Here is a 13,484-nt window from a genome sequence, read left to right on the forward strand (position 1 = left end):
TCCATTTTTCAGGTTTACTGCCTTGGACTGCCAGAGTCGTCAACAACGTTTTCAGTTTACTCGGTAAGACACGCGTCGTATTCCTTCGCCGCCGTTCTGCCGAATAAGCAGGCCGGTGCGCTTCCAGTTTTCTTGCAGCACACCCCCAAAAACCAGTAGTTCAGCCTTGCGCTCTGCCCTCTTTGCCTGGCAAGCCGGCCTATGGCTTTTGCATACCAGCCAATGCGGCGTATTCGGCCCGATAGCGCATCGCCGCCTGATCTGCCTCAACAGCCGGCTTGCGCATGACATTGCGCAGCGCTTGCTCACGACGCACACCGATCAGCCAGGACATACATTCAGGCTGACGGGCAGCAATACTTTACCCAGCCGCGTCCACGCGACGGAAAGGAGCCGCCATGCCATCTGACAGTTGTCGATGTGATTGCCGTACCGTTACGCCATTTTGCCAAACGGGAAGTGCCACCATCGCCTGAGATGATCGCGATCAAGCACTACCCGGAATACTCCAGGAGTCTGATCATGCACTACGCCATGCTGCTTTCCTCCAGCCAGGAGCGCGAAGTCACCCTGCCGGACAACTTCAAGCTGTACCAAGAAGACGAAAGCCTGTGGGCCTGCCTCGCCAGCAAGCTGCAGGCACTGAAACTGAAGTTTTTTCATTGAAATTGCCCAGCTTGCTGGCAAAGAAAGGATAAACATGGACCCCTACCCCAGTAGCGCGGTCGTACTGAGCGGCAAGGCGCCGCCAGGCCGGATGAGGGTGCGCTAACCACCAACCTCTTCCCCCCTGTCCGCCTCCCTTCCTTCAGTGCGACCTCCCCGCACGCCGGCCTTCCCGGCCACACCATATTGATCTTGCAGCGATTGCCCTGTTTCAGGATGCCTAGATATCTTCTCTTGTCCGCACACAAGAAAACACATCTATGCGCTCAGAACTGCCGGCTTCTGCTGCCTAATGCTTGCAAAAAGCATACCCAGGGAGTATTGCATGTCCAAAAACGAAAACCAGGCAGCCGTGCTGGATAGCGCCCACGTGGGCGATATCAAGGGGGCATTCGGCACCATCCACCACGACGACACTGTCGCCCGCAAGGGCTGGATGGCCAAATTCAAAACCCTGCTCGCCATCCTTGGCCCCGGCCTCATCGTGATGGTCGGCGATAACGATGCAGGCGCTTTCAGCACCTACGGCCAGGCCGGGCAGAACTACGGCACCTCGCTGCTATGGACGCTGGCCCTGCTGATTCCGGTCATCTACATCAGCCAGGAAATGGTATTGCGCCTGGGCGCGGTAACCGGCGTGGGCCATGCCCGGCTGATTCTGGAGCGCTTTGGCAAATTCTGGGGTGCATTCAGCGCCATCGACCTGCTCCTGCTCAATGCGCTGACCATCGTCACCGAATTCATCGGCATCAGCCTGGGCATGGACTTTCTCGGCGTATCCAAGATCACCGGTGTCTTGCTGGCCGCGCTGTTCATCATGCTGTCCGCCAGCACCGGGGATTTCCGCCGCTTCGAGCGCTTCTCGCTGCTACTGGTATTCGGCAGCCTGATCCTCGTCCCCATTTTCGTGATGGTGCACCCGCCGCTCAGCCAGGTTGCCCACGACTTTGTCGTGCCGCAGATGCCACCAGGCGGCAAGCTGTCCGACGTCATGCTGCTGATCATCGGCATTGTTGGCACCACGGTTGCCCCCTGGCAGCTGTTCTTCCAGCAAAGCTATATCATCGACAAACGCATCACCCCGCGCTTCATCAAGTATGAACGTGCCGACTTGTGGCTGGGCATTGTGCTGGTGATTGTCGGGGCGGTGGCAATGATTTCCTTCACCGCAAAAATCTTCATGGGCCACCCGGAATTCGGCAATTTCCAGGATGCAGGGGCCATCTGTGCCGGCCTTGCCAAATACTATGGCCGCCTGCCTGGGGTGCTGTTTGCCATTGCCCTGATCGACGCCAGCATCATCGGCGCCATGGCGGTATCGTTGTCCACCGCCTATGCCCTGGGCGATGTACTGAGTCTGAAGCACTCGCTGCATCGCAAGCCGGGGGATGCCAAGGGCTTTTATGCCATGTACTGCGGCCTGATCATCCTGGCAGCTGCGCTGGTGCTGCTGCCGGGCGTACCGCTGGGCCTGCTGACCAATGCCGTGCAGACGCTGGCCGGCGTACTGCTACCCAGCGCCGTGGTATTCCTGCTGATTCTGTGCAATGACAAGGAAGTACTGGGCCCCTGGGTCAACAACCGCCTGACCAACCTGATTGCCGCCGCCATTGTGGCCGTACTGGTGCTGCTATCGGTCATCTTGACTGCTGCGGTGGTATTCCCCGACATCTCCAGCGAAACCATCAGCAACATCCTGATTGGCGGTAGCGTATTGGGCCTGATCATTGCCATTGCCGTGAATGTGCTGCATGCCCGCGAAGAAATGGAAAGGGGCCAGCAGGCCAATCACAAAGCGCACAAGCGCGATGTACAGCATCGCCATGACTGGCGCATGCCGGCACTGGACAAGCTGAAACCCATGGTACTGTCCAGCCGCAACAAGCTATGGATGTCGGTACTACGGACTTATCTGCTCGTCGCCATGGGCATGGTGATTTACAAGGTGATCATTTCCCTGGTCTGAACCCTGCCGGCAGGCACCCTTGCCTGCCAAAGCGGAGCGGCACCCCCGGCGGCGTGCCGCTCATTCACCAGCTTGCAATCGTCATCTGTTATATCCATCAGGCGGAAACCGACAGCAGGAGAGCACATGCATTTCGACTTTGCCACTTTCACCCATTCCTTTATTGCGCTGGTCACGGCCTTTGTGCTCGGCTCAGCCATCGGCTACGAACGCCAGGTGCGCCAGCGTACCGCCGGCCTGCGTACCAATGCCCTGGTCGCCGTGGGCGCGGCGGCCTTTGTTGATCTCGCCATGCGGCTGGGCGGCAATGACGGTGCCACCCACGTGGTGGCATACGTGGTATCTGGCGTGGGTTTTCTGGGTGCCGGCACCATCATGAAAGAAGGGCTGAATGTGCGTGGCCTGAATACTGCCGCCACGCTATGGGGCTCGGCCGCGGCCGGAGCCTGCGCCGGGGCCGGCCTGCTGGATGCTGCGCTGCTGGACGCCGTATTTGTACTCGCGGCCAACACCCTGCTGCGGCCGGTGGTGAATTCAATCAACCGCACACCGCTGGACGATGAGCACAGCGAAGTCACCTACCAGCTTTGTGTAATCAGCGCTGAGGAACAGCAGAAACTGGCCTTCACCCTGATCGACCAGTTGCTGGAGCAGGCGCAGTACCCGCTGGGCGATATGAATGTCGAGCCGTTTGGCGATGATGATGTGGAAATCACTGCCACCCTGCTGTCGACATCGGCCGATTCGGCAGTGCTGGAGCAGATTGCCACCCAACTGGCCGCCAAGCCCTATATCAAGCAGGCCTACTGGAACCAGAGCATTACCGAGTAATACTGTCCTGCCCATGAAAAATCCCGCCAGCGGCGGGATTTTCTGTGTGCGGCAAAGCTGCTGTTTAAGCTAGCGCCGTCATGCGCAGACTCTGGGCAAAACGCTCCAGTGCGGCAATCCCGGACTGCTCGGCCCGCACACACCAGTCCTGCAGCTCATGCAGCAACTGTTCGCGGCTGAGCGAGGAACGCTCCCACAGCCGGCACAGCTCCTGACGCATGGTGTAGACGGTATGCAAGGTTTCGCTATGTTGCAGCACCACAGCCAGCTGCGCCTTGTCGCAAGACGGCGTGTCCTTGGCATCCTGCTTCAGCCATACCTTCATCTTGCGCGCCATATCATCCATGTCCGGCAAGCTGATTTTTTCCAGCTCGCTGCGATACACCTCTTTCAGCTCGCGGGCGTAGCGCGAGGCAATGGCGTAGCGGTTGGAGATGATGGCCTGCAGATGTTCCAGATCCAGCTGCGTCCGGCTGGCATCCTGCGCCAGGCGCGGTGCCACCCGGCGTACCTTGGCCAGATGGCAAATTTCCAGCAGGCGGATATACATCCAGCCAATATCAAACTCATACCACTTGTAAGACAGCTTGGCCGAGGTGCCGAAAGTGTGGTGGTTGTTGTGCAGCTCTTCGCCGCCCACGATGATGCCCCAGGGAATGAGGTTGGTAGAGGCATCTTCGTTTTCGAAGTTGCGATAGCCCCACCAGTGACCCAGGCCATTGATGACACCGGCGGCCCAGAAGGGAATCCACAGCATCTGTACCGCCCAGATCGACAGACCGGCCGGGCCAAACAGCAACAGGTCGATGGCCAGCATCAAGATGATGCCCTTGCCGAAATGCGGCGCATACAACTTGCGCTCCAGCCAGTCGTCCGGTGTGCCATGGCCAAACTTGTCCATGATGGACTGGTCCTTGCAGGCGGCGCGGTACAGCTCCACCCCTTCCCACAGTACTTTCTTGATGCCAAGAATCTGCGGGCTGTGCGGGTCTTCTGCGGTTTCGCACTTGGCATGGTGTTTACGGTGAATGGCCGCCCACTGCTTGGTGACCATGCCAGTGGTCAGCCACAGCCAGAAACGGAAAAAGTGGCTGGCAAGCGGATGCAGGTCCAGCGCGCGGTGCGCCTGATGGCGATGCAGGAAGATGGTGACCGACACAATGGTGATATGCGTCAGGATCAGTGCAGCAACGATATATCCCCACCACGGGAGATCAAGCAAACCGTTAAGCCAATGCATGAGGGCCGGCAACCTTGTAATTTGGACAATCCTCCATTTTAACTAATTGATCCAACAGTGTCAGACTGTTTTCTACGGTTCGACTTGTGGCGCGCTTGGTGTACCATAGGGCCTTATTCCACACACCCTTCAGAAAAACGCTTGTGTTGCCAAAACGACGTCTGATTATTGCGGGAGCCACTCTGGGTGGCCTGTTGGTGTTCAATGGGGCCGCCGCCTTCTGGGCTGGCATGAAAGCCGAGGACACGCTGGAGGAACAGCACAAGATGCTGGCCAGCCTGCCGCTGTTCAAGGTGAAGTCCCACAGCTATGACCGTGGCTGGTTCTCCTCCACCGAAACCACCGAGCTGGAGTTCAACCGCCGCCTGTCCGGGCCGTATGAAAACATGCTGCCGGACAACTTCAAGCCGCTGCTGAACTCCACCATCAAGTTCACCCACCACATCAAGCATGGCCCCTTCCCCGGCCTGTCCAGCCTGGACTTCCGTCCTGCGCGGGCGCTGGTCACCACGGAATTTGCCATGAGCGATGCCACCCGCAAGACGCTCAAGACCTTTTTTGGCGACAAGGACCCGATTACCGTCACCAACCGGCTGGGCTTTGGCGGCGGCGGCGAACTGAACGTCAACATTCCGTCCTTCGATTACGAAGAGACCCTGTCCGGGGTGAAGATGAAATGGAAAGGCTTCGACCTGAAGCTGGACTATGCATCGGGCTACAAGGAATACAAGACCGAAGCCAATTCGCCGGGCTTCCTGCTGGAAGCCTCCAGCAAGGGCAGCCTCGCCTTTGACGGCGTGCGTTATGTCTCGGACATCCGCCCTGGCAGCACCGGCATCAAGCTGGGCACCAGCGAACTGACCGTGGGCAATGTGCAGCTCAACTGGAAGGACAGCGTTCCCTACAGCATCAAGCTGAACGAACTGGTCTACCTGATGACGCGCATGCGTGTGGGCGAATTCATCAACCCGTCCGGCGAATTCAAGCCATCGGCCGTGTCGCTGAAGAACTTCCGCTACCAGATTGTCAGCAGCGAACAGGATGAATTCATCAATACCCGCGGCAAGCTGGATTTTGCCGAATTCAACTACAACGACCAGCGCTATGGCCCGTTGCGGCTGGATGTGTCGGCCAACCACCTGCACGGCCCCACCTTGCTGAAGCTGGATCAGGCCATCAGCCAGATTCCGTTCGAAGGCGTGGACCCGGCAGTATTGCGCAAGCAGTACATCGACACCATCAAGCACACCGGCATTCCGCTGCTGACCAACAATCCCAAGCTGGTGATCAACGACTTCTACCTGAAGATGCCCAGTGGCGAAACCACGCTACAAGGCAGTCTGGGCCTGAATGGCCTGCAGGAAGCAGACCTGAACAACTCCACGGCCTTCCTCAAGCGCTTTGAAGTTGAGGCCAAGCTCAGCCTGCCGCGCAAGACGCTGGAAAACCTGGTGGTTGCCCAGGCGCGCACCCTGTTCATGGTGGACCAGAGCGCCGAAGTGCAGCCGAACATGAGCGAAGTGGAAGATCTGGCGCGCAGTCTGCTGGATAGCCAGCTGGCGCAATGGAAGGACGAAAAGTTCATCAACGAAGACAAGGGGCAGATTTCCACCCAGCTCAACTACAAGGGTGGCAACCTGGCCATCAACAGCAAGAAGGTCAACCTGCCATGGGAAGAGCAGGAAGACCCGGCCCCGACCGCCTCAGCACCAGCAGCCAAAGCTGCCAGCGCCGCCAAATAAGCGGGTGACCGACGTAACAAAGGGGGCTAACGCCCCCTTTTTCATTCCCGCCGATATTAAACCGACACGATCAGCACTACGAGCCGAATCAGGCCGCTACCCGTGCCGGATGGCCAGCACCCAGTTGCTGCAGGGTTTCCTTACGCAGCTGGTTGGCACAGCAGGCACACTTGCCGCAATCGGCTGCCACGCCCAGCTCGGTGCGCAAATCGCACATGCGGGTGGCGCCGTCTTCCACCGCACGGCGGATCTGGCTATCGGTGACGGCATTGCACAAGCAGACATACATGGCAGCAACCTGAAATGAGAATAATTATCGATATAGTATTTTCAAATAATAACGATTGTCAATTAGATTGAGGTAAGCGTCATGCAATGGAAACCCAATACCACAGTCGCCACCATCGTTGAGCAAGATGGCCGCTATCTGCTGGTGGAAGAAGAAACCGAATACGGCCTGCGTTTCAACCAGCCGGCAGGGCATCTGGAACATGGCGAAAGCCTGTTTGCCGCCGCCATCCGCGAAACGCGCGAAGAAACCGGCTGGGAGGTGGAATTACAACACCTGGTCGGCATCTATATGGTGGACAAGCCCGACAGCGACATTACCTGGCTGCGCTTTGCCTTTGCTGCACGGGCCATTCGCCATCATCCGGCAGAAAAACTCGACACAGGCATTGTCAGCGCGCACTGGCTTACCTACGATGAGATCGCCGCCCGCCTGTCGCAACACCGCAGCCCGGTAGTCATGCACTGTCTGGATGACTACCGGCTGGGTAAACGTTTCGCTCTGGATCTGATCCATCATCAACCCTGAAACGGGCGGCAAGGGAGAAACCCTTGCGCCATCTGCTCTATCGTTTCCTGTTCGTGCTGACGCTGCTGGATATGACCGCAGGGGCCGCGCATGCGGAGCCTTTGCAGCTCTGTTATGATTACGGCTGCGCCAAACAGCTGGAAATGGAAATTTCTGGCGAGGCCCGCGACTGGCTGGCCGGACTGTTTGACGACCTGCATGACGCCACCATCGAACGCAGCCAGATCCAGCACGCGGTGCAGGCGCTGTATCTGCTGGCGGCTCAGGACAGCCCCCTCTGGCACGACAAGGGTGCCGATCGTTTCGACAACGATGCCGATGGCCGCATGGACTGCATAGACCACAGCCATAACGACTCGGCCTTTCTGCACTATCTGGCGGCACAGGGCTGGCTGCATTTTCACCGGGTCGACGCCATCGTGCGCCGCACCCGCTATCTGGTGGCTCAGCATTTTGCCAGCCACATCATCGAGCAGGACACCGGCCAGGAATGGGTGGTGGACAGCTGGTTCAATTCATTCGGGGAACCACCGGTCGTGGTGCCCCTGGCTCTCTGGAAAGAAGGATTTTCCCCGTGACGGGTAAGAAACGTATTGTCGTCGGCATGTCCGGCGGTGTGGATTCGTCGGTAACCGCCTGGCTGCTGAAGCAGCAGGGGCATGAAGTCATCGGCGTATTCATGCAGAACTGGGAAGACGACAACGACGACGAATACTGCTCCATCAAGCAGGATGCGCTGGATGCCATGAGCGTGGCCGACATCGTCGGCATCGACATGGAAATCGTCAACTTCGCCAAGGAATACAAGGACCGCGTGTTCTCGTACTTCCTCAAGGAATACTCGGCTGGCCGCACCCCTAATCCGGACGTGCTGTGCAATGCCGAAATCAAGTTCAAGGCCTTTCTGGACTACGCGCTGGAACTGGGCGCCGACTGCATCGCCACCGGCCACTATGCCCGCAAAATGGAGCGCGACGGCCTGCACTACCTGATGAAGGCGGTGGACCACACCAAGGACCAAAGCTACTTCCTGTATCGCCTGCAACAACACCAGCTATCGCGTGCCATGTTCCCGCTGGGCGACATCCGCAAGACCGAGGTACGCAAGCTGGCCGAGGAAGCCGGGCTGCCGACTGCAGCCAAAAAGGACTCCACCGGTATCTGCTTCATCGGCGAGCGACCCTTCCGTGAATTCCTGCAACGCTATCTGCCTACCCAGCCGGGCCAGATGATATTGCCGGATGGCAAGGTGGTCGGCGAGCACATGGGGCTGATGTACTACACGCTGGGCCAGCGCAAGGGCCTAACCATAGGCGGCAGCAAGGATGGCAATGGCGAGCCGTGGTTTGTCGCCGGCAAGGATATTCCGGGCAACAAGCTGATCGTGGTGCAGGGTCACGACCACCCGCTGCTGCTCAAGCCCACGCTGGCGATGAGCGACCTGTCGTGGACGCTGAATGGCGCACCGGCAGCCGGCGAGTACGCGGCCAAGAACCGCTACCGCATGGCCGATGCAGCCTGCTCACTGTCCCCGGTAGTGGATGGCCAGGCTACGCTGACCTTCCGCGAAAAACAGTGGGCGGTCACCCCCGGCCAGTCCGCCGTGCTATACGACGGCGATATCTGCCTGGGCGGTGGCATCATCCAATAAACGAAATATGGCCGGTAGCAAAAACTACCGGCCTACCTCACCAGCCTTTAGCGCAATAGCCTTCCCCCACCCTCCGCAGTACCCTTCACGCTGTAACTTCACTTCGGCAATTTCTTAGCTAAAATCAAGATGCAGAGTCCTATAGTCTGAGCTGATCAACCTATCAAAGACGGACTTAATATGATATTGCCCCTGAACAAGCACTGATACCAAAACCATACTGAAATATTTATTTACCATCCTTCCCGTACAGGTAAAACTCTGAAGGAAAGGCAATGCTGATGAAAAGAAAGATGCTTTGCCTACACAAGGGCCTACTTGTTATCGGACTGCTACTTTTCAGTTCGCTTGCCCACGCCTATTGCAGCAAAAGTGGTAGCGGCACACTCAATTTCAGCCCCACAGTCAATATCGGACGCGACCTCCCCATCGGCACCATTCTGGCCAGTGCAAAAATCAGCACGGCCATCACCTGCGATAGTCGTGGTTTTACCGCAGCAGGTAGTGTAGATGCCTCATGGCGCACTTATCCATCCAAAAACAATGTGGACTATGGGGCCAGCAGTGTCACGAATGTCCGCAACACGACAACGCCTGGCATAGGTATGCGTTGGGATAGCTTAAGCTCTGCAACAGGTGTTACCGTAACGTGGACCCAATATCCACTCAACAATATTCCCGTCGGCGTTAGCCGTGGCCTGCCTACTCCGCCATCAATAAGCTCTTCCACCACCACCACCCTTACCGACACGATTTATCTGGTCAAAACCGGAGCAATAAGTAGCGGCACCCTGAGCCCAATCACCTTGCTGATGGATTATGAAGGTGCCCAGAGTTATGCCCAGCAAGGCTTGCTCTACAGCTTGAACACAGCGACCACACCATCCTTCCAGGTCAATACCTGCTCAGTCAACAGCAACGCCCTTAATGTCACGTTGCCACCCATCTACACGAATACCCTGCCATTTCCCGGCGACACCACGGGGAATACCTCTTTCAATATCACGCTGTCCTGTCCGCAAACAACCAAGCTCTATATCACGTTCACCGACACCAGCAACCCAAGTCAAACCAGCAATATCCTGAGCATGAAGCCTGACTCGACCGCATCGGGACTGGCATTGCAGATCAAACAAAATGGCCAGGCAGTATCATTTGGCCCAGACTCCAATCTACTGGGCAATACCAGTCAACTGTTAATCGGTGACATTACCGGTAATATTTCACTGCCTTTCAGTGTCAATTACATCCGCACCACCAGCAGCCCATTAGTTGCAGGAGCGCTGACAGCCGTTGCATCGTTTACCCTTTCTTATCAATAACAGACGTAGACAGGCTGGACGGATGATCACGTCCATACGCCACAGACAGCGGTAACGCCACTCAGCCAACCAAGGGCTTGGCTGCATCTACAGAACAATCCGACCGCACCTCGTCCATTTCAGCCATGATAACTACAGAAATTTCTTAGCAAAAAAACCATCACCAGTATCTATATTGTCAATCGCCCAGCTGTCATGAAAGACAGTTCTGCCCTGCCCATTCACTAGGCGATGACAATGAAATTACCGCTATTTTCTTTACCGCACCGTTGGCTGTTCTCAGTATTATTATTTTGCCTCAGCCCGATTACTTCTGCCTATTGCAGTGCCAGTGGTAATGGTTTACTTAACTTTACCCCGCTAATCAATATCGGACGCGACCTTCCCATCGGCACCATCTTGGCTAGTGCAAAAATCAGCACAGCCGTCACCTGCGATAGTCATGGTTTTGTCGGCCTTGATGCCTCCTGGCGTGCCTATCCGTCCAAAAACAATGTGGATTATGGTGCCAGCAGCGTCACGAATGTCCGTAACACGACAACCCCCGGCATAGGCATACGCTGGGATAATTTAAGCTCTGCGACAGGCAGCACCGCCATCTGGACCCAATATCCACTGAACAATATCCCCCTCGGAGTTGGACGCGGCCTACCTACACCACCATCCCCTCCCGCCACCATGACCACTACCTTTACTGACACGATTTATCTGGTCAAAACCGGGCCTATCTCAAGTGGTACCATCAGCCCGATCACTTTACTGACAGATTACGAGGGCAGTATATCCTATGCTAAACAAGGCTTGCTCTACAGCTTAAGCACTCCGACAGCGCCATCTTTCCAGGTCAATACCTGTACAGTCAGCAGCAGCGCTCTTAATGTCACACTACCCGCCATTTACAATAATGCCATGCCATCCCCTGGTGATATTGCGGGGAATACCCCCTTCAATATTCCAGTGAACGGCCCACAAACCACCAAGCTCTATATCACATTTACAGACAGCAATAATCCAGGTCAGACAGGTAATATGCTGAGCCTACAGTCTGGCGCAACCGCTTCGGGACTCGCATTACAGATCAAACAAAACGGCCAGGCCGTATCATTTGGCCCTGACTCCAACGTGCTTGGCAATACCAATCAACTATTAATCGGTAACACTACGGGTAGTATCTTGCTTCCATTCAGCGTCAACTATATTCGCACCGCCAACGGTCCATTGATTGCAGGCAAGCTAACGGCACTGGCTTCTTTTACTTTTTCCTATCAATAATCATTGGCACCGACAGCATGATTATTGCAAAGTCAGAATAAGCCGGTGCGACATCTATCCGGCTGGCAACATCACCCAGCACACCAAATATCCCAAGGCCTGCCACGCGCAGGCTTTTTTCATGCCCGACTGGCGCGCAGGAATACCGAGAACAACTCGGACTGTGAGTTGATGCCCAGTTTGCTGTACAGATGCTTCTTGTGTACCCGCACGGTTTCCACCGATATCTGCAGGCGCTGGGCAATGGCCTTGCTGGAATGCCCGCTCAGCATCAGCTGCGCCACCTCGTTCTCACGTAGCGTCACCCCCTGCCCTTCCAGCCCGCCATGCACGGTCGCAGGTGGCACGGCGACCAGCTTGGCCGTGCTCGTTTGTTCAAAGTGCAGGCGCTGGCGCATCAGCGCCACCACCCAGGGCTGCAGCAGGCTCAAAGTCGCCATCTGCTGCGGTGAAAAGCGCTGGCCGGCTCCCAGCGACAGGCATAGCGTGCTGCCATCTTCACGCGGCAGGTTGAACTGCACTTCGTCCTCGACAATGTTCAGGCTGAAATAGCGCTGGTAGTAGTCGGTAAAGGGAAAGCGATCCGGTGCCACCTCGTCCAGCCGCAGCAGCCCGGCATGGCGATGCTCCAGGCTGGCCACATAAAACGGGTCCAGCCGGTACAGCCCCTGCAGATAATCCTGGAACAGCGTATCCACCCCACCATCGGCCATGGCCTGCTCGGCCAGTACCTGCGGCGGCGGCTGGGGGAAAAACAGCAATACCACCCAGCTGTCAAACGCCACATAATCTGCCAGCACACCCAGCAAGGCCGGCCAGAATACCGGTTTGTCCAGCTGATCAATCAAGCGCCCCACCGTGCGGTGCCAGGCGATATCCTGTAGTTGCAATGCCACGACTACCCCAATCTGGTTACCCACTTGATGTAATTTTCATACGCTTAACAGCAGCTGATACTGAGCCCTGCGCTGACAGCCTCTCAAGCTAGCACGCTTCCAGACTCTCCAACAGCCTCCCTGCCGCCAACAGGGCTGCGCTGGCGATGTAGTCTGACAACAGCCAAACAAGGAGACAGCATGATTGTAGAACTGGCCCAACTACCTGGCGTGGATGGCGACATCCCGGCCAACACCGCCAGCGCCCTAGAGGCCATTGCCCGCTGCGGCCCGGACACCCGCCTGCTGGTTTTCCCGGAAACCTATCTCACCGGTTTTCCCACCGCCGACAATATCGCCAGCCTGGCCCAGCCCATTGACGGCCCGGCCATCAGCACCATCCAGCAAGCCGCACGCGAGAAAAACATCAGTATCGCCATCGGTTTTGCCGAGGCGCATGACGGCCACTTTTACAACACCACCGCCCTGCTTACCCCGCAAGGCGTGGCACTGGCCTATCGCAAAACCCATTTGTGGGCTTCCGACCACGGCATTTTCACCCCGGGCGATGCACTGGTGAGCTGTGAGTGGGAAGGCCTGCGCGTCGGCATCCTCATCTGTTACGACATCGAGTTTCCGGAAACCGCCCGCGCCCTGGCCCAGCAAGAGGTGGACCTGCTGATTGTCACCAACGGCAATATGGACCCCTACGGCCCGGTGCATCGCACGGCGATTACTGCCCGCGCCATGGAAAACCAGCTGTTTGCGGTAATGACCAATCGCTGCGGCAGCGGCGACGGCCTGCAGTTTGCCGGCGAAAGCGCCGTGATCAACCCCTTTGGCCAACTGGTGGCCAGCTGTGGGCGCGATCCACAGCAATTGCGTGTTGTGCTGGACCTGACGCAGCTGCAAGCCAGCCGCCGCGATTACCGCTATCTGCACGACCGGCGCATTGCCCTCACCGGCAGCATCAGCACGGGAGAACACGGCCAGCGCAGCTTCCGTATCAAACACTAGGCAGTGGGCCGCCTCCGTCAGCCGGACGCGCCACGTCCGCCCGGAAGCACACCCCTGCCAACAAGGTGAAGTGCATACAAAAGAG

At 57.2% G+C, this 13,484-nt stretch carries 14 protein-coding genes; 10 read left to right on the forward strand and 4 right to left on the reverse strand.

Annotation, left to right across the window (positions count from 1 at the left end):
• Positions 1–199: 199 nt before the first annotated feature.
• Positions 200–334, reverse strand: coding sequence for a hypothetical protein (locus tag FAZ30_RS20925; RefSeq protein WP_255424580.1), 135 nt, complete (start codon positions 332–334; stop codon positions 200–202).
• A 188-nt stretch (positions 335–522) separates the two neighbouring features.
• Between FAZ30_RS20925 and FAZ30_RS20520 the strand changes: the two genes are divergently transcribed.
• The 3 genes from FAZ30_RS20520 (at position 523) to FAZ30_RS18270 (ending at position 3,463) form a co-directional block, all read left to right on the forward strand.
• The gene (locus tag FAZ30_RS20520; RefSeq protein ID WP_158613586.1) at positions 523–666 is read left to right on the forward strand and encodes a hypothetical protein; all 144 of its coding nucleotides are present in this window, start codon (positions 523–525) and stop codon (positions 664–666) included.
• 325 nt (positions 667–991) lie between these two features.
• Positions 992–2,632 (forward strand): Nramp family divalent metal transporter, encoded by a 1,641-nt coding sequence (locus FAZ30_RS18265; RefSeq protein WP_137009999.1) that lies wholly within the window; start codon positions 992–994, stop codon positions 2,630–2,632.
• Positions 2,633–2,758: 126 nt separating this feature from the next.
• Complete coding sequence (locus FAZ30_RS18270; protein WP_124643771.1) at positions 2,759–3,463, forward strand: MgtC/SapB family protein; 705 nt, start codon at positions 2,759–2,761, stop codon at positions 3,461–3,463.
• A 64-nt stretch (positions 3,464–3,527) separates the two neighbouring features.
• On the opposite strand, the gene FAZ30_RS18275 is transcribed toward FAZ30_RS18270, so the two are convergent.
• The gene (locus FAZ30_RS18275; protein WP_124643770.1) at positions 3,528–4,703 is read right to left on the reverse strand and encodes a DesA family fatty acid desaturase; all 1,176 of its coding nucleotides are present in this window, start codon (positions 4,701–4,703) and stop codon (positions 3,528–3,530) included.
• Positions 4,704–4,846: 143 nt separating this feature from the next.
• Between FAZ30_RS18275 and FAZ30_RS18280 the strand changes: the two genes are divergently transcribed.
• The gene (locus FAZ30_RS18280) at positions 4,847–6,445 is read left to right on the forward strand and encodes a YdgA family protein (RefSeq protein ID WP_124643769.1); all 1,599 of its coding nucleotides are present in this window, start codon (positions 4,847–4,849) and stop codon (positions 6,443–6,445) included.
• Between the two features lie 88 nt (positions 6,446–6,533).
• Here FAZ30_RS18280 and FAZ30_RS18285 read toward each other — a convergent pair whose 3' ends face one another.
• On the reverse strand, positions 6,534–6,734 hold the full coding sequence (locus tag FAZ30_RS18285; RefSeq protein WP_124643768.1) for a (2Fe-2S)-binding protein: 201 nt from the start codon (positions 6,732–6,734) through the stop codon (positions 6,534–6,536).
• Positions 6,735–6,815: 81 nt separating this feature from the next.
• Here FAZ30_RS18285 and FAZ30_RS18290 point away from each other — a divergent pair, with 81 nt between their 5' ends.
• The 5 genes from FAZ30_RS18290 (at position 6,816) to FAZ30_RS18310 (ending at position 11,507) form a co-directional block, all read left to right on the forward strand.
• Entirely contained in the window at positions 6,816–7,262 is a 447-nt protein-coding gene (locus FAZ30_RS18290; RefSeq protein WP_124643767.1) for an NUDIX hydrolase, read from the forward strand.
• 23 nt (positions 7,263–7,285) lie between these two features.
• Positions 7,286–7,840: a hypothetical protein gene (locus tag FAZ30_RS18295; protein ID WP_124643766.1), complete on the forward strand. Its 555-nt coding sequence runs from the start codon at positions 7,286–7,288 to the stop codon at positions 7,838–7,840.
• Entirely contained in the window at positions 7,837–8,913 is a 1,077-nt protein-coding gene (gene mnmA, locus FAZ30_RS18300; RefSeq protein WP_137010000.1) for a tRNA 2-thiouridine(34) synthase MnmA, read from the forward strand. The genes FAZ30_RS18295 and mnmA overlap by 4 nt, the downstream gene beginning before the upstream one ends.
• Positions 8,914–9,188: 275 nt before the next feature.
• Positions 9,189–10,235, forward strand: coding sequence for a fimbrial protein (locus FAZ30_RS18305; protein ID WP_137010001.1), 1,047 nt, complete (start codon positions 9,189–9,191; stop codon positions 10,233–10,235).
• Between the two features lie 237 nt (positions 10,236–10,472).
• Positions 10,473–11,507 carry a fimbrial protein gene (locus FAZ30_RS18310; protein WP_168190879.1) on the forward strand — a complete coding sequence of 345 codons (1,035 nt, stop codon included), beginning with the start codon at positions 10,473–10,475 and terminating at the stop codon, positions 11,505–11,507.
• A gap of 119 nt (positions 11,508–11,626) precedes the next feature.
• Here the strand turns inward: FAZ30_RS18310 and FAZ30_RS18315 are convergent, their stop codons facing one another.
• On the reverse strand, positions 11,627–12,403 hold the full coding sequence (locus tag FAZ30_RS18315) for a helix-turn-helix transcriptional regulator (protein ID WP_137010003.1): 777 nt from the start codon (positions 12,401–12,403) through the stop codon (positions 11,627–11,629).
• A gap of 180 nt (positions 12,404–12,583) precedes the next feature.
• On the opposite strand from FAZ30_RS18315, the gene FAZ30_RS18320 reads away from it, so the two are divergent.
• On the forward strand, positions 12,584–13,399 hold the full coding sequence (locus FAZ30_RS18320) for a carbon-nitrogen hydrolase family protein (RefSeq protein ID WP_137010004.1): 816 nt from the start codon (positions 12,584–12,586) through the stop codon (positions 13,397–13,399).
• Positions 13,400–13,484: the final 85 nt, after the last annotated feature.

Origin of the sequence: Aquitalea aquatilis (genome assembly GCF_005155025.1) — a bacterium.
Classification (GTDB): Bacteria; Pseudomonadota; Gammaproteobacteria; order Burkholderiales; family Chromobacteriaceae; genus Aquitalea; species Aquitalea aquatilis.